The organism is Psychrobacillus faecigallinarum (assembly GCF_014836595.1).
In the GTDB taxonomy this organism is placed as follows: domain Bacteria; phylum Bacillota; class Bacilli; order Bacillales_A; family Planococcaceae; genus Psychrobacillus; species Psychrobacillus faecigallinarum.
The window spans coordinates 344,306-366,840 of record NZ_JACSQO010000001.1 but is presented as its reverse complement, the minus strand read 5'-3'; the positions used below and the strand labels follow the sequence as shown (position 1 = coordinate 366,840).

Sequence of the window (22,535 nt, the reverse complement as noted above, 5' to 3'; positions counted from 1 at the left end):
AGGGTGAGCACTTTGGCATTTGAATTCCGCCTACCGGATATTGGAGAAGGTATACATGAAGGAGAAATCGTTAAATGGTTTGTTAAAGCCGGTGACGAAATAGACGAAGATGATATTCTTTGTGAGGTACAAAATGATAAAGCTGTAGTTGAAATTCCTTCGCCTGTTAAAGGAAAAGTAACAGAGGTATTGGTTAGTGAAGGAACTGTTGCGGTAGTTGGTGACGTACTTGTCAAATTAGACGCACCTGGTTATGAGGATCTTCAATTTAAGGGAGATCACGGCGAAGAAAAAACAGAGGCGCAAGTTCAATCTACTCTAGAGAACGGGCAGGAGGTTGAAAAAGAACCAGTTAATGCTTCTAAAAATCAGCAACCAGCTACAAAAACAGAAGTGAAAGAAACTTCTCAAGAAGTGAAGCCTGAGCCAAAAGGTGATACTCGTGTAATTGCAATGCCTTCAGTTCGAAAATTTGCTCGTGAAAACGAGGTAAATATTGCAGACGTTAATGGCACAGGAAAAAATGGTCGTATATTAAAAGAAGACATCGAAACATTCTTATCTGGAGACCAAAAAGTAGAAGATACATCTACTGCTGTAGCTGAAGAAAAAGAAAAAGTACAAGAAACGAAAGCTTCTGCTCCAGTTAATTTAGAAGGAGAGTTCCCTGAAACTCGCGAAAAGCTATCTCCAATGCGTAAAGCTATAGCGAAAGCAATGGTCAATTCTAAGCATACTGCTCCACATGTTACTCTAATGGATGAGGTTGACGTGACTGAGCTAGTTGCACATCGCAAGAAGTTTAAAGAAATTGCTGCAGAAAAAAATATCAAGTTAACTTATTTACCTTACGTTGTTAAAGCACTTGTAAGTACGTTACGTGAATTCCCTGCATTGAACACTTCTTATGATGACGAGTCAAACGAAGTAATTCAAAAGCATTACTACAATATAGGAATCGCAGCAGATACGGACAAAGGTTTATTAGTTCCTGTTATTAAAAATGCAGATCGTAAGTCTGTATTTGCAATTTCGGATGAAATTAACTCTTTAGCAACAAAAGCTCGTGATGGTAAGTTGTCTCCAGCTGAAATGAAGGGCGCTTCATGTTCGATTTCAAACATTGGCTCTGCTGGAGGGCAATGGTTTACACCTGTCATCAACCATCCAGAAGTAGCAATTCTCGGAATTGGTCGAATTTCAGAAAAACCTGTAATAAAAAATAGTGAAATTGTAGCTGCTCCTGTGTTAGCATTATCATTGAGCTTTGATCATCGCATGATCGATGGTGCGACTGCCCAACATGCGTTGAACCATATAAAACGTTTATTAAGCAGTCCAGAATTATTATTAATGGAGGCGTAAAAAATGGTAGTAGGAGATTTCCCGATTGAAACAGACACTTTAGTAATAGGTTCAGGCCCTGGAGGTTATGTAGCTGCAATTCGTGCTGCACAAACTGGTCAAAAGGTATTAGTTGTAGAAAAAGAACATATCGGTGGAGTTTGCTTAAACGTTGGATGTATTCCTTCTAAAGCACTTATTTCAGTTGGTCACCGTTTCGAACAAGCTAAACATTCAGATGATATGGGTATTACAGCGAGTGATGTTAAAATAGACTTTTCTAAAGCACAAGCTTTCAAAGAAAGCGTTGTTAAAAAATTAACAAGTGGTGTTTCAGGTCTGTTAAAAGGAAATAACATTGAAGTGGTTTCTGGTGAAGCATACTTCGTAGATGCTAACACAGTTCGTGTAATGGATGAAAAATCTGCACAAACTTATACTTTTAAGCATGCGATTATAGCAACTGGATCTCGACCAGTTGAAATACCTACATTTAAATATACAAAACGCGTTATAAATTCGACTGGCGCTTTAAATCTTCAAGAAGTACCTGAAAAACTAGTAGTGATCGGTGGAGGTTATATTGGTACTGAGTTAGGCTCTGCTTATGCTAACCTTGGTTCTCAAGTAACAATTATCGAAGGCGGAGATGATATCTTAGCTGGATTTGAAAAACAAATGACTACAATTGTTAAAAAAGGCTTGAAGAAAAAAGGTGTGGACATCGTAGTAAAAGCTTCTGCAAAAGGTGTCGAAGAATCAGATACTGGTGTAGTAGTAAGCTATGAGGTTGGTGGCGAAGAGAAAAAAGTTGAGGCTGACTATGTATTAGTAACTGTTGGTCGTCGCCCGAATACTGATGAAATTGGTTTAGAAGAACTTGGTATTAAATTCGCAGAACGCGGATTAATCGAAGTAGATAAGCAATGTCGCACAAGCATTAGCAATATCTTTGCTATTGGTGATGTTGTAGCTGGTCCTCAGCTTGCTCACAAAGCTTCTTACGAAGGTAAAGTAGCAGCTGAAGCAATAGCTGGTCAATCGTCTGTAGTTGATTATCTTGCAATTCCAGCTGTATGCTTCACTGATCCAGAACTTGCTACTGTTGGTTTATCTGAAGCTCAAGCGAAAGAACAAGGATTTGATGTAGCAGCTGGTAAGTTCCCATTCGGAGCTAACGGTCGTGCACTTGCACTTAACGCTACAGAAGGCTTTGTAAAACTAGTCTCTCGTAAAGAGGACGGATTATTGCTTGGAGCACAAATCGTTGGTCAGGGAGCTTCTGACATGATTGCTGAACTAGGCTTAGCAATTGAAGCTGGAATGACTGTAGAGGATATTGCTATGACTATTCATGCACATCCAACACTTGGAGAAATTGCAATGGAAGCTGCTGAAGTAGTAATGGGCCACCCTATTCATATTCTTTCTAAATAATCAAGTAGGACCAAAAAACCGTGTAGAATTACTCTACACGGTTTTCCTTATGCCTGTTAGAATGGAAATAGAAGGGATATGGTGATTAAATTGAAACTTACAACTTGGTTATTACCCGCAGCAATATTACTATTACTCTCCGGATGCTCTGAAGAGGAGACAGAGGTTGAAAAAGAGGTTGGCGACAGAATAGAAGTTACCCAACAACCAGAATTAGAAGAGGAAACGGAAGAAGTTGAATCAGCAGAAGAAGTAGTTGTAGAAGAACCTGTTACTGAAATACAATATGAAATTAATGAAGCCAATTGGACAATAAAACCAATTGGAGATGCAAATCCTAAGGCGGTCCTTTTAACTATTGATGATGCACCTGATAAATATGCTTTAGAAATGGCGAAGGTATTAAAAGAGCTTGACGCTCCTGCAATCTTTTTTGTGAATGGTCATTTCATAGATTCAGAGGAAGAAAAAGCTAACTTAAAGGAAATCTTTGATTTAGGATTTGAGATAGGAAACCATACACAAACTCATGCAAACCTTAAAAATAGTTCAGAAGAACAACAGCAAGAGGAAATATTAAACGTAAATGAGACTGTAGAATCAGTGATTGGAGAGAAACCTAAATTCTTCCGAGCACCTTTTGGAGTTAATACTGATTTTAGTAAATCTCTAGTAGAACAAGAAGGTATGGTCTTGATGAATTGGACATACGGTTACGATTGGGAAAAGCAATATATGGAGGCTACTAGTTTAGCAGATATAATGGTTAATACAGAGTACTTAGTTGATGGTGCAAATTTATTAATGCATGACCGTGAATGGACTTTAGCAGCTTTACCTCAAATTGTAGAAGGATTACGTGCAAAAGGGTACGAGTTGATTGATCCACATGCCATTAAAGTAAAAGAATAATTTCTTTCACCTCTGTTTGTTTAACAGAGGTGTTTTTCTTTACATAGACATACTAAAAGAGAAGGCGTAAAATAATTTCTATTATCGTTTAGTGGAGGTGAAACTTTAAAAGATTTAAACTTTTAAAGTGTATATGGAAAAAATCACAAAAATAATTCAAATAATCTTTCAAGTTATTATTCTATATTTATTCTTTCTACTTGGATCTTTTACTGTGGGATTGCTGCCATTTTCGTTCCCAGGTAGTATTGCTGGATTGTTGATACTACTTGCATGTCTCCTACTAAAAATAGTTCCAGTTAATTTTATAAAAGATGGAGCAGGTTTTTTACTTGCCTTTCTTGCGTTATTATTTGTTCCTGCAACTGTTGGAATTATGGATTATCCTCAATTATTTTCAGTCACAGGAGTATTGATTGTTCTTGCACTAATCATCAGTACCATGGTCACTATTATATTGACAGGTAAAATATGTCAATATATTGAAGGCAAAATGATAAAGGAGGATGTTAAATGATTGCTATAGGAATGATTATAGCGACAATTCTCATTTTTATCGGAATGACCTTTGTCTATAGAAGATTTACGTATCCTTTGTTGCTACCAATATTAACTACTACTATTGTTTTGGTAGTTATCTTAAGTTTATCTGGAGTTTCATATGATACATATATGTCGGGAGCTAAGTGGATTGATGGTATGCTAGGCCCTGCAGTAGTTGGGATGGCCTATCCTTTATATACACAACGAGAAAAAATCATAAAAAACAAAGTTCCAATTATATTAGGCGTTACAGTAGCAATGCTTTCAGGACTTATTAGTATTGCTATCTTATCTAAACTGATGTCCTTTGAGGATTTTCTTCAAAGATCCTTATTACCAAAGTCCATTACGTCTCCGATTGCTATGCCAATCAGTGAATCAATTGGAGGAATCCCTGCTTTGACAGCGGTTTTTGTCATTTTAGCTGGTTTAATAGGAGCATTAACAGGATCTTTTCTATTTAAATTATGTAGGATAGATACCGCAATTGGTAGAGGAATCTCTGTAGGAAGTGCATCCCATGGAATAGGCTTATCTAAGCTGGCAGAATACGGGGAAGAAACGATGACTATGGGATCGGTAGCGATGACTCTTAGCGCTATATTAGGAGCCTTTATATGTCCGATATTTGCGCTTATAATTTTTTAATGAGAGTAAAATTATTTTGTATTAAATAAAACAGTCATTTGACAGTAGTCAAATGGCTGTTTTAGATTAGTGTGTTCAAATAATTGCTTGATGCTCTTTAATCACATGAATCATTTCTAAAGTGTCGTCCTCTGGACCTTGAACTGGCAATCCAGCCTTTAAATTTATTTGAATATAGTCAATGTTCCCAGGTGTGATTATTTCCCCGGGAATAAAAATTGGAATCCCAGGAGGGTAAACCATTACGAATTCTGCAGAAATCCTACCACTTGCCTCTAATAATGGGATAGATTCAGTTTCTGCGTAGAAAGCATCACGAGGAGACATTGCTAGTCCAGGAATATCAGGCAGGGTTACAGATGACTCTACTATGGTTGCTTCAGATTCATGGGCAACCACCATACGCGATAAAGCATTAACAAGCATATCTGTTTCTTTTTTCGTATCCCCAAGAGTAATGAGGCATAGAATATTATATAAATCTGAGAGTTCTACTTCGATATTTGCTTTTTCTCGGAGCCAAATTTCTGCTTCAAATCCTGTGATTCCTAAATTTTTCACGCTAATAAGAAGCTTAGTTGGATCAATATCATAAGTAGCTGAGCTTTGTAATATTTCTCTGCCAACGCAATGAATATGCTCAATTTCATTTATTCGTCTACGAGTTTCCTCGGCAATTGTTATTGCTTCACCTATTAAATCCTCACCATGTATAGCTAATTGTCTTCTAGCCGTATCCAATGATGCTAAAAGAGGATAGGATGTAGAAGTTGTTGTAAGCATGGAAAGAATGGATTGCACCCTTTTAGCTGATACTAAGCCTTCTCTTACATTAAGGACCGAGCTTTGTGTCATAGATCCGCCTAGTTTGTGTACAGACGTAGCAGCCATATCAGCACCTGCAGCCATAGCTGAAATTGGAAGGTCGTCATGGAAGTGGATATGTACTCCGTGAGCTTCATCAACTACTACAGGAATACCTTTTTCATGTGATATATCTACGATTCTCTTTAAATCAGCAGCTAGTCCAAAATAGGTAGGATTAATTACAAGTAAACCTTTTGCATCCGGATGCGCTTCTATCGCTTTTTCTACGGATTCAACAGATATGCCATGGGAAACACCAAGCTCTTTATCTACCTCAGGGTGTATAAATACAGGTATAGCACCGGCAAATACGATGGCAGACATAATGGATTTATGCACATTTCGTGGAACGAGAATCTTATCTCCAGGTCCACAAATAGTAAGTATCATAGTCATAATAGCTCCGCTCGTTCCTTGAACGGAGAAAAAAGTTTCATCTGCCCCAAAGGCCTCTGCGGCTAAATGTTGAGCTTTTTTTATAGCTCCCTTAGGCGAATGTAAATCATCTAATGGGGCAATGTTTATCAAATCGATTGAAAGTACATTATCTCCAACAAACTCTCGAAATGCAGGGTCCATTCCTTTCCCTTTTTTATGACCAGGAATATGGAATTGAATTGGATGACGATTTCGATGCTTTAATAGCGCATCGAAGATAGGAGTTTCTAATTGTGACAACGTTCATACCACCTCTAATTTAAAATTTTGCGCATGTAAACGATCCTAGTAGTTATAGAGACGTAGATGCTATTTTAAAACAAATGAATTATAGCATTTAAGGAAATTTATTACTATAAAAAACATCAAAATTTAGTTAATGATTCAATTTCATAATTAAATTGAATTGTAAAAAACATGGGCAATAGGAGAAAATTAATAATATATGAATAAAAAATAGCTGATTTGCGCTTTCTGCGGTCACTTTCCGAGGGTGTGAGAGATTACTCATCCCACAGGTGTCAAAAAAGTGTTGGTTTTTAATATGTAAATGAATTAATTAATAACTGAGGCGAAAATTAAATAAATACATTAATACTTTTAAATTAAATCGGAATATCCACCTAAAACAAATATTGGAGATACCCTACTTTAGGATATAGATCAATTGAATCCTTTTTAAAATATCTTTACACTAGTATAAAAGGGGAGGGCTAAGTAATGTCATTTCAAACAAGAGTCACAGATCTATTGGGAATTGAGTATCCAATCGTGCAGGGTGGACTAGCATATCTTGCATACTCAGAGCTTTGTGTGGCAGTATCGGAAGCAGGGGGATTAGGTCAGATAACAGCTATGAGTCTCTCAACGCCGGATGAGCTTCGCCAAGAGATTAATAAAGTGAGAGAGCAAACAGAAAAACCTTTTGGAGTAAATTTTGCTATTGGTCAAACAGGCAGACCCTATGAGCATATGCTTCAAATAGCTATTGATGAAAAGGTGCCAGTAATTTCCATGACTGGAGGCAACCCGGCACCTATTTTAGAAAAATTGGCAAAGACAGATATTAAGAAGTTGGTGCTGGTTGCTTCCAAGCGGCAAGCTCAAAAAGCTGAACAACTAGGAGCAGATGCAGTAATGGTTGTAGGTCAAGAAGGAGGAGGGCATCTAGGGAGAGATGACGTCGGCACGATGGTTCTTATCCCGCAAGTAGTGGATGCCGTGAATATCCCTGTAATTGCTTCTGGTGGTATCGGAGATGGTAGAGGGTGGATGGCTGCTCATGCTCTTGGCGCAGAAGGAATAGAGATGGGTACTCGTTTTATCGCAACGAGAGAATGCGTCCATGCATCAGAAGCTTATAAAAATGCCATATTAACTAAAGAAGAAACTGACACAGTTGTTATTAAAAAAGAGTTGGGATCACCAGCACGAGCCATTCGAAACGAGTGGACAGAAACCATTCTTTCTATGGAAAAGGAAAATCCATCATATGAGCATTTGAAGCAACATATTAGTGGAGAAGCGAACAAACAATTTATTTATAAGGGATTAGAGGACCAGGGTTTTGCATGGGCAGGCCAGGTCATAGGTATGATTCATGACATCCCAACTACTAAAGAGTTAATCGATCGAATGGTAGTTGAGGCAATGGACATTAGAAAAAAATGGAAATTATAGGAGAGTTGAAAATGGAATACACATACCCTTTTTCGTTAGATTGGTCTACAGAAGAAATTGTAGATGTAGTACAGTTTTTTGAAGCAATTGAAAACGCATATGAGAAAGGAATTAAGCGAGAAGATCTTATGAAAAAATATCGTCGCTTTAAAGAAATAGTTCCTTCCATAGCCGAAGAAAAAACTTATTTTCGTGAATTTGAAAAAGAAAGTGGCTATGCAAGCTTTCCAATAATAAAAAAAATGAAAGAACAAGGAAGCGAATCAATTATTAAAGGATAAATTAAATCCCTCCAGAGTGGAGGGATAGCTTTCTTATTTTAAATTAATCATGGTTTTGTAAATGGGAAGAAGTTGTTCAAATGTATTTTCTACTAACTGGAATAACTCTTCCTCTGTTAATTTAACCGCTTGTTCTTTAGGAATGTGACGGCCAACCAAAAATTCACCCTTCTTAACGTCTCTAAGGCGCGTTAGAAGTTCTTCAAAATCCTTTGGAGTAATATCCTTTATAGAAGTAGCCTCAGGCTTCATATGATCCCCTGAAACGATAAAATCATTTGGCAGCTTTTTAAATAGACTCTTTTTTCGAAGGAGGCGCTCTGCAATTGCCACTTTATCGGGTGCTTCGTAAATAACTGCTACTATAATAAATAAATGCGTACCCCATAATCCAATTTGGAAGTGTGGCAGCGCCTTATATCCTATTTTGTAAGGAGCAAATGCAACCCAGCTATCCTTTGGAGGGTTAACAGATCGTCGAGCATGCTTAGCTACATGACTATAATATTCATCTCCTAATACTCCTGAAAAATAAAGGCTATATTGTTTACCTAATTCTTCAAATTTAGGTCGAACATTCTCTATAAGCGCAGTCATTCTATTTTCTAATCCTTCGATTTGAAACACTTCAAAATCTTTATCTTGCCAGAAAGTTTTACTCATATATTAACTCCTTTCAATTTCTATGTTTATTTTAGCGGATTTTTGGGTAAAAATCTTGTAAGTAGTTTTTATTAACACAATTCAATTTATAGCATAATGTAAGATAAAAGTTCCGAATATTACGATAAAATAATGGAGAGGTGTTAACTATGAAACAGGTTGTGCATATTATTCGTAAATATGATATGGAAAAGGAAAAAATTCAAACGCTAAAATTAGAGTTGGATTACCAATTAGCCACTTTATATGATGCAATGCAAGATGGAAATGAAGAAGAGATTAAAGATGCGAAGATGCAATTGTCAGAGCTTCACAAGTCACTGGATGAATTAAATGCGTTTACGTAAATTGAATTCTCCAATAGTGCCATGAAAAAACACCAGCTAATTAAAAAGACAGCCGGTGTTTTTTTCTTTATACTTATACTAGACTGATCATTTGGAAGAAAATATAAAACAGATGAACTAGTTATAACTAGGGAAATATTAAAAGGGGTGCATTTATGAACATACATATGCTAGACAAATATGCAAAATCATTGATTAAACAAGCGGCTATTCAAATAAGAAGTTCATTTTCTGAAGAACTTATCATCGAATCTAAATCAGAAGCGAATGATTTGGTTACTAATATAGACAAAGAAACGGAAAAATTTTTTATTCGACATATAAAAAGTGATTTTCCAGACCATCGTATATTTGGAGAGGAAGGCTTTGGTGACAAGATAGATAATTTGGACGGCTATGTTTGGATGCTAGATCCTATAGATGGGACTACAAACTTTATACACTTCAAGAAAAACTTTGCCATATCCTTAGGTATCTACAAGGACGGTGAAGGAATATTCGGCTACATTTACAATGTAATGGATGATGATTTAATAAGTGCAGCTCAAGGACAGGGTGCGTATTTGAATGATGTGAGAATCCCTATGCTTGAAAAAGCTAGTGTAGAGAAATCCATAATTGGAGTTAACGCAAGCTGGGTTATTCCAAACAAATTTGTCCAACATGATCAAATGATAGAACTAATGCAAACAGCTAGAGGTACTAGATCATTTGGGTCGGCAGCTATTGAGATTGCATATGTTGCAACTGGAAGACTAGACGCCTATATGTCCATGAGACTCTCACCTTGGGACATAGCTGGTGGTATGGTAGTAGCAAAAGAAGTAGGAGCTATTGTCACTACCTTATCTAACGAACCTATAAATCTGTTAAAACAAAATTCTTTTATAGTTTCTAAACCTAATCTTCATGAACAACTGTTATCAAAATATATTATTTTAAAGTAATATGAAAAACAGACTTATTACGGTTTTGAGAATTTAGAACTAAGCATGAACAATCAACAGTTGCTTTCCACTTTAGATGGAAGTGTTTCGCATGAGAAACGAAAAGCTATCACTAAAGCAAAATAGACCTTATTAACTAAATTATCTTTTAGCTGGTTCTCCGAGTTGTAGCTGGAAGGGTAAAATTCATACTAAAAAGAGGCTATTCATGACTTAAGCCATGAACAGCCTCTCAAAGGTTATGCGAATCTAATATAGATTAAGTGCAAGTCTACCTGAAATGAGGAGATGTGGCACTAAAAGTTGCGAATGCTTTAGTTATTCTAATAATCCTTGTTCACGCATTTTCTTTTTCGTTTTAAAGCCAAATCCCATTACAACAAATAACAATACTAAAAACAGTAAAGCCAACGGAATATTACGTAATGCAATTGCAATTCCTATTAAACCCATAGACAACATTGCGCCTAAAGAAAACAATACAAAAACCCATTTTATGTTACCCAAAACAATTACCCCCAAGAAAATAATGAAAAATAATATAACTTTAGTTCCACTTGTGTTATAATAGCACAGTTATGGACATGAAAAAAGAATATGGAGTGGAAATATGACAAAATTACGTCAAGATTTAAGAAACATAGCTATTATAGCACACGTTGACCACGGAAAAACGACATTAGTCGATCAATTATTAAAACAATCTGGAACGTTCCGTTCAAATGAACACGTTGACGAAAGAGCAATGGATTCAAACGACATCGAACGCGAGCGTGGGATTACTATATTAGCAAAAAACACAGCTGTAAATTATCATGACACACGCATTAACATTTTGGATACACCTGGACATGCCGATTTTGGTGGTGAAGTAGAGCGTATCTTAAAAATGGTAGATGGTGTTTTACTAGTAGTAGATGCATATGAAGGTTGTATGCCTCAAACACGTTTTGTATTGAAGAAAGCATTAGAACAAAAATTAACACCTATCGTTGTAGTTAACAAAGTTGATAAAGATTCTGCTCGTCCACTAGAAGTAGTAGATGAAGTTTTAGAACTTTTCATCGAGTTAGGTGCAGATGACGATCAATTAGACTTCCCAGTAGTTTATGCTTCTGGTGTGAACGGAACTGCTTCTTTAGATGCAGACCCTGCAAATCAAGAAGAAGATATGAAGTGTCTATTTGAAAAAATTATTGAATCTATTCCAGCGCCAGTTGACAATTCAGACGAACCTTTACAGTTCCAAGTTGCATTACTGGACTATAATGATTATGTAGGACGTATCGGTATTGGCCGTGTGTTCCGCGGAACAATTGAAGTTGGTCAACAAGTTTCATTGATGAAATTAGATGGCAAAGTTAAAAACTACCGAGTTACAAAATTATTTGGTTTCTTCGGTTTAAAACGTGAAGAAATTCAAACAGCAAAAGCTGGTGATTTAATCGCAGTATCAGGTATGGAAGAGATTAACGTAGGGGAAACAGTTTGTCCTACTGATCATCCTGACGCATTAACACCATTACGTATCGATGAACCAACTTTACAAATGACTTTCTTAACAAACAATTCTCCGTTTGCTGGTCGTGAAGGTAAATGGGTTACATCACGTAAAATTGAAGAACGTCTTCGTTCACAGCTTCAAACAGATGTATCTCTACGAGTAGAAGATACAGATTCGCCAGATGCTTGGGTTGTTTCAGGCCGTGGAGAACTACATTTATCTATCTTAATAGAAAATATGCGTCGTGAAGGCTATGAAATTCAAGTTTCTAAACCAGAAGTTATCATTCGTGAAATTGATGGTAGGAAATGTGAACCAGTTGAGCGTGTACAAATTGATGTACCAGAAGATAGCGTAGGTTCTATTATTGAGTCTATGGGAACACGTAAAGGTGAAATGGTAGACATGATTAACAGTGGGAACGGACAAGTTCGTCTGATCTTCATGGTTCCTGCACGTGGATTAATCGGGTATTCAACTGAATTCATGTCATTAACTAAAGGATTCGGAATCATAAACCATACATTTGATAGCTACCAACCAGTAGTTGCAGGTCGTGTTGGTGGACGTCACCAAGGTGTACTTGTTTCTATGGAAACAGGAAAAGCAACAACATATGGTATGATGCAAATTGAAGACCGTGGTACACTATTCGTAGAACCAGGTACTGAAATTTATGAAGGTATGATTGTTGGTGAAAATACTCGTGATGCTGATATCACTGTAAATATCACTAAAATGAAACAAAAAACAAATATCCGTTCAGCAAATAAAGACCAAACTAATGTTATTAAGCGCCCACGTATTTTAACTCTTGAAGAAGCTTTAGAATTCCTAGGCGACGATGAGTATCTAGAAGTAACACCAGAGTCAATTCGCTTACGTAAAAAAATCTTAGAGAAAAGTGAACGTGAACGTGTAACTAAGAAAAAGAAAAGTGCAGATCAGGAATAGGAACTGAAAGGGTGACAAGCCTTGGAGGAACAAGATCTAGTCATTGAAAGAATGTCTTATATAGCTAGGTTTATATATGTAAATATGCCGTCCTTTACTGTGGCAGGCTATGTTTTATTTATCGTAATATTTTTATTGTCAGTGCTAGTGTACAAGCTTGGATTTGCAAAGAAATTAATGTTTAAGCAAAATGTAGTTATCTATATTTTCCTTTTGTTAGGTTGCTTAATGTTGACCTTCTTAGCATTTTTCCTTCCTGTAGTGGAAGCATTGTTAGTTGCTGCATTTATTTTAATTATATACAAAATACGATTAAAGCTAGAAAAAAGAGGCTCGACTACTTAATTAGTCGAGCTTTTTTTATGTTTAAATATAAAGAAGGAATATGATGTGGCATTTAATATTTTGACGACAAAAAAACACTAGAGGCACATTGTGTCTCTAGTGTTTTTTTAAAACTCATTTTCAATTAATCGAGAGCTTTTGTAAAAGATAAACTTACCAGTAGCAAGCCTTTCTTTTGTTTTAACTTCAATGCGGTCGTGGCATTCATCGCACATATACGTATGAATCGGTCGATTTCTTAGTTTTTTTGCTAATGGTAAATCGGTAGAAATTTCATCGATTCGGTCACAAATAACACATTGTACCTTCATAGTCCTTCACTCCTACTCTAATCGAAATGCAGTTACGTTTCTGATCGGGTCGTTTAAGTTAGAGCCATCTTTTTTAATAATGTGGACAGGACCATCTTCTCGCAATGGTTTTCCTTTATGACTAAATTTAACTAGAATATTGTCTACTTCCTCTAATGAAATGGTATGATTACCTTCATTTGTTTCAATGACTAAATTCTTAGCCTCATTTAATGGCTCGGCGTTAAGGATAAATTGTTTAAGCTCTATGCCGTAAGTGTTTGAAAGCATCTTGGTTTTCTCATATTTTTTTTCAGATTTTAAGGTAGGTGGATTTGTTGAACCTTCAATTATTTCTCGAGACCAATGAGCAGATGTTACCTTTGTATATTCTTCATCAGCATCTTTGTATTCATACTTGCCCTCAAAAAACTCATCTAAATCGATTCGGCGATCATCAAAAATCCACACAGTGGGATCAAGCGTTATATTAAATTTAACTGCTCCTGTAATAGGTATAATAAATTCCATGGAAATTGCCTCCTCTTTACTGTCTAATCTATATTAGTATACAGATAAAAGTTAAAGTTAAAAAGAATATTTCCTTATATATGTAATCTATATAAGAGAACACTTGCAATTTTGCTTATCAAAAGATACACTTTAGGGAGGTGAAGAATTAGAAATAATAATAATGGGGGCGTCCTCATGGATACTAATATACAACTTTCTTATCAAGATAAGGCGTTAGAGCTTTTAAAAAAAGATGCAGAAAAAATCGCCCAATTGATAAAAGTGCAAATGGATAACTTAACAATGCCTCAATGCCCTCTTTATGAAGAGGTTTTAGACACGCAAATGTTTGGATTATCTCGCGAAATAGATTTTGCGGTGAAACTTGGACTTCTAGAGAAGAGTGAAGGTAAAGAAATTATAGCTTCTCTTGAAAAAGAATTGTCCAATTTACACGATATCCATACAGAAAAATAAAGTTGAAACTCAAACAATCAGACTGTTTGAGTTTTTTTCTATAAAGAAATTGAGGTACCTATTATGAATATTTATTTTAAACGTTTTTTTAAAAATTTTGATTACCCTTTGTTTTTCGTTTATATTGCCCTATGTTCGTTTGGGCTTGTCATGATCTATAGTGCCAGCATGGTTTGGGCTGTTGAGAGGTACGGTTGGGAGCCGGATCATTTCTTTAACAAGCAAAAAATAAATTTGGCATTGTCCGTTCCTGTATTCTTTGTGGCAGCTTTGTTTCCATACAAACATTATAAAAGTAGATTTATGATGCAGTTAATGCTTGGAGTAATGTTTATCCTCCTTATTCTCGTACACATTATTGGGGTTGGGGGAGAGAGTGGCTCTCAAAGCTGGCTTAACCTTGGTTTTGGTAATATACAGCCTTCAGAGATTGCAAAAATAGTAATAGTTTTATATTTTGCAGGAATATTTACAAAAAAATATCAAAATGGAACTTTAGACAAATTGAATGAATCAGTTGGTCCTCCATTAATCGTTTTATTCTTTGTCTTTCTTCTGATCATGCTTGAAACGGATGTTGGTAATACATTGATTATAAGCTTTGTAGCTATTTCAGTTATTGCAGCAAGTGGCATAAAGTTTAAGTCATTTTCTAAAATTATAGGTTTAATAGGAATTCTGTTAACTGTGGCATTAGTGTTTCTCTATTTCTTAAAAGATTCTCTTCTTACGGATCGGAGAAGAGGCAGACTAGAAGCCTTTTTTAACCCTTTTGATTATGAGCAGGGCTTCGGATACCAAATAGTAAACGGCTATATAGCTATCGGGTCTGGAGGTTTGAGTGGTTTAGGATTAGGGAATTCTAATCAAAAATATGGATATTTACCAGAGCCACATACAGATTTTATAATGGCTATAATAGCAGAGGAATTAGGTTTGATAGGTGTCCTCATTGTGTTATGTGGATTGTTCTTTCTGGTATTTAAGGCAATTATGATAAGTATTAAGACTAGAGATCCTCAAGCAAGAATGATAGCTGCTGGGATAGCAAGTATCATCGGTTTTCAAACATTTGTAAATTTGGGTGGAATGCTTGGCATTATCCCACTTACAGGAGTCCCTCTTCCATTCATTAGCTACGGGGGTACTTCAATCATCATTTTATCGGCAGCAATTGGGATACTGATGAATGTGTCAATGTTTGTTAAACTAGAAAAGACTAAAACATAGGGAGTTGGCAATAAGATGAATAATATTAAGAAAATAGTAGTAGCAAATAGAGGCGAGATTGCTATTCGTATTTTTCGTGCTTGTACAGAGTTAAATTTGCGTACCGTGGCTATTTATTCAAAAGAAGATAGCGGTGCCTTTCACCGTTTTAAGTCGGATGAGTCCTATTTAGTAGGAAAAGGTAAAAAGCCAATTGATGCTTATCTAGACATTGAAGATATTATTCGCATTGCCAAAGAAAGTAAAGCTGATGCTATACATCCCGGATATGGTTTCCTATCGGAGAATGTAGAGTTCGCCAAAAGATGTGAAGAAGAAGGAATTATATTTATCGGTCCAACCTCTAAGCATTTAGATATGTTTGGAGATAAGGTGAAGGCCCGTGAGCAAGCTGTTAAAGCTGGCATTCCTGTTATACCAGGTAGTGACGGACCATTAGATAGCTTGGAAGACATTCGTGCTTTCGGCAATGAACATGGTTATCCATTAATGATCAAAGCTTCCCTTGGGGGCGGTGGACGTGGAATGCGAGTTGTCCAAACAGAGAGCGATTTGGAGAGTGCTTACGATAGAGCCAAATCTGAAGCTAAGGCAGCTTTTGGATCTGACGAGGTTTACGTAGAAAAGTGTATATTCAAACCTAAACATATTGAAGTACAAATATTAGGAGATAAAGAAGGGAATCTCATTCACCTTTATGAGCGTGATTGTTCTATTCAACGTAGACATCAAAAAGTCGTAGAAATTGCTCCTTCAAATTCATTAAGCACTGAATTGAGAGATAAAATTTGTGATGCTGCAGTTAAATTAATGAAAAATGTCAGTTATATAAATGCGGGAACTGTCGAGTTTTTAGTAACCGATGATGAGTTTTACTTTATCGAAGTAAACCCCCGAATCCAGGTGGAGCATACTATTACGGAAATGATTACAGGAATAGATATTGTCCATGCTCAAATCAAAATTGCGGATGGTATCTCACTAAAGGATTCGAATATGGGCATACCAGATCAGAAGAATATTCCGCTTTTCGGATTTGCAATACAATCTCGCGTGACTACAGAGGATCCGCTGAATAATTTCATGCCTGACACTGGTAAACTGGCTGTTTATCGATCAGGCGGAGGATTTGGTGTTCGCCTAGACGCAGGGAATGGTTTCCAAGGAGCTATTATTTCTCCTTACTATGATTCTTTGCTTGTAAAGGTATCTACATGGGGTATGTCCTTTAAGGAAGCTGCTGCTAAGATGGATAGAAATTTGCAAGAGTTTAGGATTCGTGGTATTAAAACAAATATTCCATTCTTGGAGAACGTTGTAAAGCATCCTTCTTTTCTTTCTGGCCAGTTTAATACAAGTTTCATTGATACAACTCCTGAATTGTTCCTTTTCCCTAAGAGAAAAGACAGAGGTACAAAATTATTAAATTATATTGGTAATGTGACGATAAATGGATTCCCAGGCATAGAAAAGAAAATCAAGCCCGAATTTGGGCAAGTAAGAAAACCCAATTTTGATTTATCAGCTCCTCTTCAGCCAGGTACAAAGGATATATTAGAGCAAAAGGGTGTTGAAGGACTACTTCAATGGGTGAAAGAGCAAAAGGATGTATTATTAACAGATACAACCTTCAGGGACGCACATCAATCTTTGCTTGCTACTCGGGTGCGTTCGTATGATATGTTCAACATTGCAAAAGAGTCTGCTCACGGTATGCCTAATCTTTTCTCATATGAAATGTGGGGAGGAGCAACCTTTGACGTTGCCTATCGTTTCTTGAAGGAAAACCCTTGGGACCGTTTGATTAAAATGAGAGAAATGATTCCTAACACGTTATTCCAGATGCTCTTCCGTGGAGCAAATGCAGTAGGCTATAAAAATTATCCGGACAATGTGATTCGAGAATTTATAGCGAAATCTGCTGAAGCAGGCATAGATGTATTCCGAATTTTTGATAGTCTTAACTGGATAAAGGGAATGGAAGTAGCTATTGATGCAACAAGACAATCCGGCAAAATTGCTGAAGCTGCTATTTGTTACACAGGGGACATTTTAGATGATTCCAGAGATAAATATACAGTTCAGTACTACAAAGATATGGCGAAGGAGTTAGAGGCATTAGGGGCACATATTTTAGCGATTAAGGATATGGCAGGTTTGTTGAAGCCAGAAGCAGCTTATCGTTTAGTTTCCGAATTAAAAGAAACAGTAGATATTCCAATTCACTTACATACCCACGATACTAGTGGAAATGGGATTTACACTTACGCAAAAGCAATAGATGCAGGAGTAGATATCGTAGATACGGCTTTAAGTACAATGGCAGGCTTAACATCTCAGCCGAGTGCTAGCAGTTTGAGTTATGCGATGCAAGGTTCTAAACGTGGAGTTATTGGTGATGTAGAAGCATTTGAAAAAATTTCTTGTTACTGGGAAGACGTGCGCAAATATTATCAGGACTTTGAAAGTGGAATGATGAGCCCTCATTCTGAAATATATGTACACGAGATGCCGGGAGGACAGTACAGTAACCTCCAGCAACAGGCGAAGGCAGTTGGACTAGGTGAGCGTTGGGAAGAAGTAAAAGAAATGTATTCCCGTGTAAATCTTATGTTTGGAGATGTAGTTAAGGTTACTCCATCCTCTAAAATTGTCGGTGATATGGCCCTATTTATGGTACAAAACAATTTAGATGAGCTGTCTGTTGTGACAAGAGGGAAAAAGATTGACTTCCCTGATTCCGTTATCGAATTTTTCGAAGGGTATATAGGGCAACCATATGGCGGATTCCCAGAGGAGCTTCAAAAAGTCGTTTTAAAGGACCGTAAGCCTATTACAGTAAGACCTGGAGAACTATTAGAACCAGTAGACTTCCAAGCTGTTAAGGAGCTATTATTTAACAAATTAGAGCGTCCTGTAACTAGTCAAGAAATATTAGCCTATACATTATATCCAAAAGTGTTTGATGAGTATTGTGCAACTGAAAAAAACTTCGGTGATGTTTCTGTTCTAGACACCCCTACTTTCTTGTATGGTATGAGATTAGGTGAGGAAATCGAGGTTGAAATAGAGGTTGGTAAAACATTAATCATCAAATTAGTTTCAATCAGTAAGTCTGACACGGAAGGAAATCGTATTATCTATTTCGAGCTTAATGGTCAACCACGTGAAATTAAGATACAGGATATGAACAAAGAGGTAAGTCATCTTTCTAAGCTTAAGGCCGATGTGTCAGATGAAAGTCAAATTGGCGCTACAATGCCAGGGACTGTGCTGAAGATGGTAGTTGAAACTGGCGAGCATGTGAAACGAGGCCAGCATCTGATTATTACAGAAGCGATGAAAATGGAAACAACCGTCCAGGCACCGTTCGACGGAGTGATAAAAACTATTCATGTAAGCGCTGGAGAAGCGATATCAACAGGGGATTTATTAATTGAAATGGATAAAGCATAAAGTTTAAATATCTGGAGCAAATCTTCTAATAATAGATACTAGAATACAAAAAACGTAAGCAAGCTAGAGAATCTAGTATGCTTACGTTTTTAGTTTTTATTAAACTAAATTGCCTTGAACTATTTGCTTAGTCACTTTGAACCTATTAGATAATTTAAAAATAAAGCTATACTCCGCAGTATTACAAGATAAATTCTATCTAAAGGGCTAAACAAAGGGTTGAAAAGGCGTATTTGATGCTTTTATTTCTATAATTACTTAAAATAGAAGTAGAGGAATGAAATTTTGTTTTCTATTTTTGGTTGTTTAACTTGCTTCTGGATAAAAGTAATATCAAATAGCATAACAAACCAAATAAAAGAGAAATGAATAAGGAATGTAATAATGCAATATAAAGATTTAGACTTGAAAGCACTACAATCATACCTGTAATTACTTGGCAAGTAACAAGGGTTAAGGAGATAATCCAACTCCAATAAATTGCTCGTTGGCTTTTATAGTACTTGATCACATGAATAGCTATGATTAAAATCCAAATGAATATAAGGCCAGCAGCAGCTCTATGTCCCATTTGAACCCATTCGTACATATTGGTTGGCAGAGCAAATTCCTTGTTGTTACAAAGCGGCCAGTCTTTACAGATTAAACTAGACTCTGTATGGCGTACTAAAGCTCCAGTATAAATAACAATGTAAGAATATAAAGTTACACCAATAGTATGAAACCTTAATGTTTTACCGATTCTAATTTTGTCAGTATCAAATTTCCTATCTACCTCAAATATTAAAAGCGTTAAAAGTAAAACAGCTGCAAATGAAATAAGTGATATACCAAAGTGTAATGCTAGGATAAAATCTCCTTGGCCCCATTTAACTTGAGCGGCACCAATTAAAGCTTGTAATACTAGAAAAAAGAAGGCCATAAATGATAAGAACTTTGTTTCTCGGACATGTCCCAATGCACGCCATGACCATATAGATAATGCTACGATTAATATTCCAACTGCCCCTGTAACTAGGCGATGTGAAAATTCGATTAAGACTTCAGCTGTGATAACGTCGGGTATAAGCTGTCCATTACATCCAGGCCAATGTCTACCACACCCCATGCCACTGTCTGTTTTTGTAACAAGTGCGCCACCTAAAAGTATAAGAAGCATACCTATTGAAGAAGCTACAGCCAGCCATTTTAAATACTTGTTTATTTGCAATACCTCACCTACTCTATGTATATATGCTCGCTTTCAAAAAGCGGTGTCTGCTACTAGATAATATCGAAACCTGAGCAAAAAAACAATGTAAAACAACCGAACACTTAAATATGACAAATTCCATTCACAAATTGTTCATAAAATCGTTGATTAAGATTCACACATAAGGGGGGGAAATGATTTACTATTGATATGTTCAGTAAAGAAACACTTAACAGTAGGACTATTATGCGAAAATTTCTTTGAGTGTAGAAATATGTTAGAGTTTTCGCTATAGTATAAGGTAGCGGAGTATGCTTACAACTTAGAAAGGAGGGTGCAGCATGTCAAATAGTCATTCTATAACCGCTAATACCGAAACGGAGAGCCAGCCTGTGGCTTCATCTTTTATGAAAGACTTTCTTTCATTGATAAAAATTGGAATCGTGAATTCTAATTTAGTTACAACTTTCACAGGTTTATGGCTAGCTTTCCAGTTTACTAATACAAATTTTCTTCATGAACTAGATTTATTGTTCTTTACGCTTTTTGGATCGGCTTTAATAATTGCAGGTTCTGCTGCGATGAACAATTTCATTGATCGTGATATTGACCCCGTTATGAAGAGTAAAAAAGGCAGACCAACTGTCACTGGAAGATTTAGTCCCTCAGCCGTGCTGATGACTTCTTTCACGTTTCTAATTGTAGGCGAGATTTTCTTATTTATGGCATCTACCTCTGCTGGGATTTGGGGATTAGCTGGTATAATCAGTTATGTCGTTCTTTACTCTATGTGGTCTAAAAGAAAGCACGTTAGTAACACAATTGTCGGTAGTATTTCTGGTGCAATCCCACCGTTAATCGGTTGGGCTGCTGTAGAGCCAGGACTAAGTTTGGGTGCATTAGGCTTGTTCTTAATAATGTTTGCTTGGCAACCACCTCATTTCTATGCTCTTGCTATGAAACGTACGGAAGAGTACAGAGCAGCTAATATTCCAATGTTACCTGTTGTAAAAGGATTCAAGCGTACAAAGGTTTCTATGCTTCTTTGGGTAATTTTATTATTCCCACTTCCATTGTTTTTAATGGAGCTAGGTACTGCTTTTGTCGTATTGGCTACAGCATTAAATGTTGGATGGCTAGTATTAGCTATTAAAGGATTTAAAGTAGAAGACGATATTAAATGGGCGACAAAAATGTTCGTTTATTCATTGAACTATATGACTATTCTATTTGTATCAATGATTATCTTCTCAATGTTTGTTTAATTTTTGGGATTCTTTCTTAGTCAACAAGAATTCATATAAAAGAACCACAGTCCAAATGTACTTGAACACAATAATGAAAGAGGGGTTTGATTTAGCTATGATGAAAGGGCTTAAAAAATGGCGACTTTTTTCACTGTTAGCAGCTCTTACGATTTTTCTGTCGGGTTGTGGCGAAGAATACTTATCAACGCTAGCACCTGCGGGACAAGTCGGGAGAGATCAATTCAATCTATTACTACTTGCATCTGCTATTATGGCATTAGTTATTATAGTGGTAGTAATAATCTATGTAATTGCTCTAACAAGATATAGTCGCAAAAAAGTTGGAGAAAATGTGATTCCTAAACAAGTTGAAGGAAGCCATACGCTTGAGATAATTTGGACAGTTATTCCAATTTTACTTTTAGTTATTCTTGCAATTCCAACTGTATATTACACTTACAAGCACGCAGATGTTGCTGCAATGGATCAAGTGGATGAAGAAGGAAACAAAACACATCTTACAGTAAACGTAACTGCAAAGTTATACTGGTGGGAATTTGAGTACCCAGAGCTTGGTATTGTTACAGCACAAGAATTAGTAGTACCTACAGATGAGCAGGTGTTCTTCAATTTGAAGGCTGCTGATGTAAAACACTCATTCTGGATTCCATCAATTGGTGGTAAATTAGATACTAACGTTGAAAATGTAAACAAATTCTACCTTGTATTCGATAAAGAATCAGCGGGCTTAGAAGACGGAGTGTTCTACGGTAAGTGTGCCGAGCTATGTGGACCTTCACATGCTTTAATGGACTTTAAAGTAAAATCGATGAACCGTGATGATTTTAACGAGTGGGCTGAAGCAATGAAAACCACTGTACATACTGCAGAAGGGGATCTTGCAAAACAAGGGGAAGAACTTTTCCAAACAGCTTCTTGTATCGGATGTCATGCTACAGGTGGCGAGGGTATGGCTCCACAGACAGGACCAAGTTTAGCTACTTTTGGAGATCGTAATCGTGTAGCCGGCTTCATGGATCATACGAAAGAAAATGTAAAAGCTTGGATCAGTGATCCTCAAAAGTACAAACCAGGTAACGTAATGCCTGATGATACAGAATTAAATGGCGGTAAAGAATTTACAGACGAGCAGTTAGATGCTCTTGCAGAATACTTAATGGGACTATCTATTGAAAAATAATTCCATAGATAAAAATGAG

General features: G+C 36.5%; 22 protein-coding genes. 16 read left to right on the top strand and 6 right to left on the bottom strand.

The features are described 5' to 3' along the window. Window positions 1-12: 12 nt before the first annotated feature. The 5 genes from H9650_RS01905 (at window position 13) to H9650_RS01885 (ending at window position 4,884) form a co-directional block, all read left to right on the top strand. Entirely contained in the window at window positions 13-1,365 is a 1,353-nt protein-coding gene (locus H9650_RS01905) for a dihydrolipoamide acetyltransferase family protein (protein ID WP_191696431.1), read from the top strand. Window positions 1,366-1,368: 3 nt separating this feature from the next. Further along, window positions 1,369-2,781: a dihydrolipoyl dehydrogenase gene (gene lpdA, locus H9650_RS01900; protein WP_144537904.1), complete on the top strand. Its 1,413-nt coding sequence runs from the start codon at window positions 1,369-1,371 to the stop codon at window positions 2,779-2,781. A 78-nt stretch (window positions 2,782-2,859) separates the two neighbouring features. Continuing rightward, on the top strand, window positions 2,860-3,693 hold the full coding sequence (locus H9650_RS01895) for a polysaccharide deacetylase family protein (RefSeq protein WP_151110667.1): 834 nt from the start codon (window positions 2,860-2,862) through the stop codon (window positions 3,691-3,693). 133 nt (window positions 3,694-3,826) lie between these two features. Beyond that, complete coding sequence (locus tag H9650_RS01890; protein WP_191696430.1) at window positions 3,827-4,210, top strand: CidA/LrgA family protein; 384 nt, start codon at window positions 3,827-3,829, stop codon at window positions 4,208-4,210. Beyond that, on the top strand, window positions 4,207-4,884 hold the full coding sequence (locus H9650_RS01885) for an LrgB family protein (RefSeq protein WP_144537907.1): 678 nt from the start codon (window positions 4,207-4,209) through the stop codon (window positions 4,882-4,884). The genes H9650_RS01890 and H9650_RS01885 overlap by 4 nt, the downstream gene beginning before the upstream one ends. 75 nt (window positions 4,885-4,959) lie before the next feature. Here H9650_RS01885 and H9650_RS01880 read toward each other — a convergent pair whose 3' ends face one another. Continuing rightward, on the bottom strand, window positions 4,960-6,429 hold the full coding sequence (locus tag H9650_RS01880) for an aminotransferase class I/II-fold pyridoxal phosphate-dependent enzyme (RefSeq protein WP_191696429.1): 1,470 nt from the start codon (window positions 6,427-6,429) through the stop codon (window positions 4,960-4,962). Window positions 6,430-6,909: 480 nt separating this feature from the next. Here H9650_RS01880 and H9650_RS01875 point away from each other — a divergent pair, with 480 nt between their 5' ends. Together H9650_RS01875 and H9650_RS01870 are read left to right on the top strand one after the other, a co-directional pair. Continuing rightward, window positions 6,910-7,869 (top strand): NAD(P)H-dependent flavin oxidoreductase, encoded by a 960-nt coding sequence (locus tag H9650_RS01875; protein WP_191696428.1) that lies wholly within the window; start codon window positions 6,910-6,912, stop codon window positions 7,867-7,869. A gap of 11 nt (window positions 7,870-7,880) precedes the next feature. After that, entirely contained in the window at window positions 7,881-8,150 is a 270-nt protein-coding gene (locus H9650_RS01870) for a UPF0223 family protein (RefSeq protein WP_144537910.1), read from the top strand. 33 nt (window positions 8,151-8,183) lie between these two features. Here the strand turns inward: H9650_RS01870 and H9650_RS01865 are convergent, their stop codons facing one another. Continuing rightward, complete coding sequence (locus H9650_RS01865; RefSeq protein WP_191696427.1) at window positions 8,184-8,813, bottom strand: YktB family protein; 630 nt, start codon at window positions 8,811-8,813, stop codon at window positions 8,184-8,186. A gap of 149 nt (window positions 8,814-8,962) precedes the next feature. Here H9650_RS01865 and H9650_RS01860 point away from each other — a divergent pair, with 149 nt between their 5' ends. Together H9650_RS01860 and H9650_RS01855 are read left to right on the top strand one after the other, a co-directional pair. Next, entirely contained in the window at window positions 8,963-9,160 is a 198-nt protein-coding gene (locus tag H9650_RS01860) for a hypothetical protein (protein ID WP_144537912.1), read from the top strand. 155 nt (window positions 9,161-9,315) lie between these two features. Beyond that, entirely contained in the window at window positions 9,316-10,107 is a 792-nt protein-coding gene (locus tag H9650_RS01855) for an inositol monophosphatase family protein (protein ID WP_191696426.1), read from the top strand. A gap of 318 nt (window positions 10,108-10,425) precedes the next feature. Here the strand turns inward: H9650_RS01855 and H9650_RS01850 are convergent, their stop codons facing one another. Continuing rightward, complete coding sequence (locus H9650_RS01850; protein WP_144537914.1) at window positions 10,426-10,614, bottom strand: YlaF family protein; 189 nt, start codon at window positions 10,612-10,614, stop codon at window positions 10,426-10,428. 103 nt (window positions 10,615-10,717) lie between these two features. Here H9650_RS01850 and typA point away from each other — a divergent pair, with 103 nt between their 5' ends. Both typA and H9650_RS01840 read left to right on the top strand, forming a co-directional pair. Continuing rightward, window positions 10,718-12,565 carry a translational GTPase TypA gene (typA, locus tag H9650_RS01845; RefSeq protein WP_144537915.1) on the top strand — a complete coding sequence of 616 codons (1,848 nt, stop codon included), beginning with the start codon at window positions 10,718-10,720 and terminating at the stop codon, window positions 12,563-12,565. A gap of 21 nt (window positions 12,566-12,586) precedes the next feature. Beyond that, complete coding sequence (locus H9650_RS01840; RefSeq protein ID WP_225215862.1) at window positions 12,587-12,910, top strand: YlaH-like family protein; 324 nt, start codon at window positions 12,587-12,589, stop codon at window positions 12,908-12,910. Between the two features lie 107 nt (window positions 12,911-13,017). Here the strand turns inward: H9650_RS01840 and H9650_RS01835 are convergent, their stop codons facing one another. Both H9650_RS01835 and H9650_RS01830 read right to left on the bottom strand, forming a co-directional pair. After that, a complete protein-coding gene (locus H9650_RS01835) occupies window positions 13,018-13,221 on the bottom strand; it encodes a YlaI family protein (RefSeq protein ID WP_144537916.1) in 204 nt (67 codons plus the stop codon). Between the two features lie 12 nt (window positions 13,222-13,233). Continuing rightward, complete coding sequence (locus tag H9650_RS01830; RefSeq protein ID WP_144537917.1) at window positions 13,234-13,731, bottom strand: peptidyl-prolyl cis-trans isomerase; 498 nt, start codon at window positions 13,729-13,731, stop codon at window positions 13,234-13,236. Window positions 13,732-13,908: 177 nt separating this feature from the next. Between H9650_RS01830 and H9650_RS01825 the strand changes: the two genes are divergently transcribed. The 3 genes from H9650_RS01825 (at window position 13,909) to pyc (ending at window position 18,876) form a co-directional block, all read left to right on the top strand. After that, window positions 13,909-14,190 carry a YlaN family protein gene (locus H9650_RS01825; RefSeq protein WP_144537918.1) on the top strand — a complete coding sequence of 94 codons (282 nt, stop codon included), beginning with the start codon at window positions 13,909-13,911 and terminating at the stop codon, window positions 14,188-14,190. Between the two features lie 63 nt (window positions 14,191-14,253). After that, window positions 14,254-15,420 carry an FtsW/RodA/SpoVE family cell cycle protein gene (locus H9650_RS01820; RefSeq protein ID WP_191696425.1) on the top strand — a complete coding sequence of 389 codons (1,167 nt, stop codon included), beginning with the start codon at window positions 14,254-14,256 and terminating at the stop codon, window positions 15,418-15,420. Between the two features lie 15 nt (window positions 15,421-15,435). Further along, complete coding sequence (pyc, locus tag H9650_RS01815) at window positions 15,436-18,876, top strand: pyruvate carboxylase (RefSeq protein ID WP_191696424.1); 3,441 nt, start codon at window positions 15,436-15,438, stop codon at window positions 18,874-18,876. 292 nt (window positions 18,877-19,168) lie between these two features. Here the strand turns inward: pyc and H9650_RS01810 are convergent, their stop codons facing one another. After that, on the bottom strand, window positions 19,169-20,086 hold the full coding sequence (locus H9650_RS01810) for a COX15/CtaA family protein (protein WP_144537921.1): 918 nt from the start codon (window positions 20,084-20,086) through the stop codon (window positions 19,169-19,171). Window positions 20,087-20,409: 323 nt separating this feature from the next. Between H9650_RS01810 and cyoE the strand changes: the two genes are divergently transcribed. Together cyoE and coxB are read left to right on the top strand one after the other, a co-directional pair. Beyond that, entirely contained in the window at window positions 20,410-21,333 is a 924-nt protein-coding gene (gene cyoE, locus H9650_RS01805) for a heme o synthase (RefSeq protein WP_144537922.1), read from the top strand. Between the two features lie 97 nt (window positions 21,334-21,430). Continuing rightward, the gene (gene coxB / locus H9650_RS01800; RefSeq protein WP_144538246.1) at window positions 21,431-22,516 is read left to right on the top strand and encodes a cytochrome c oxidase subunit II; all 1,086 of its coding nucleotides are present in this window, start codon (window positions 21,431-21,433) and stop codon (window positions 22,514-22,516) included. The last annotated feature ends 19 nt before the right edge of the window (window positions 22,517-22,535 follow it).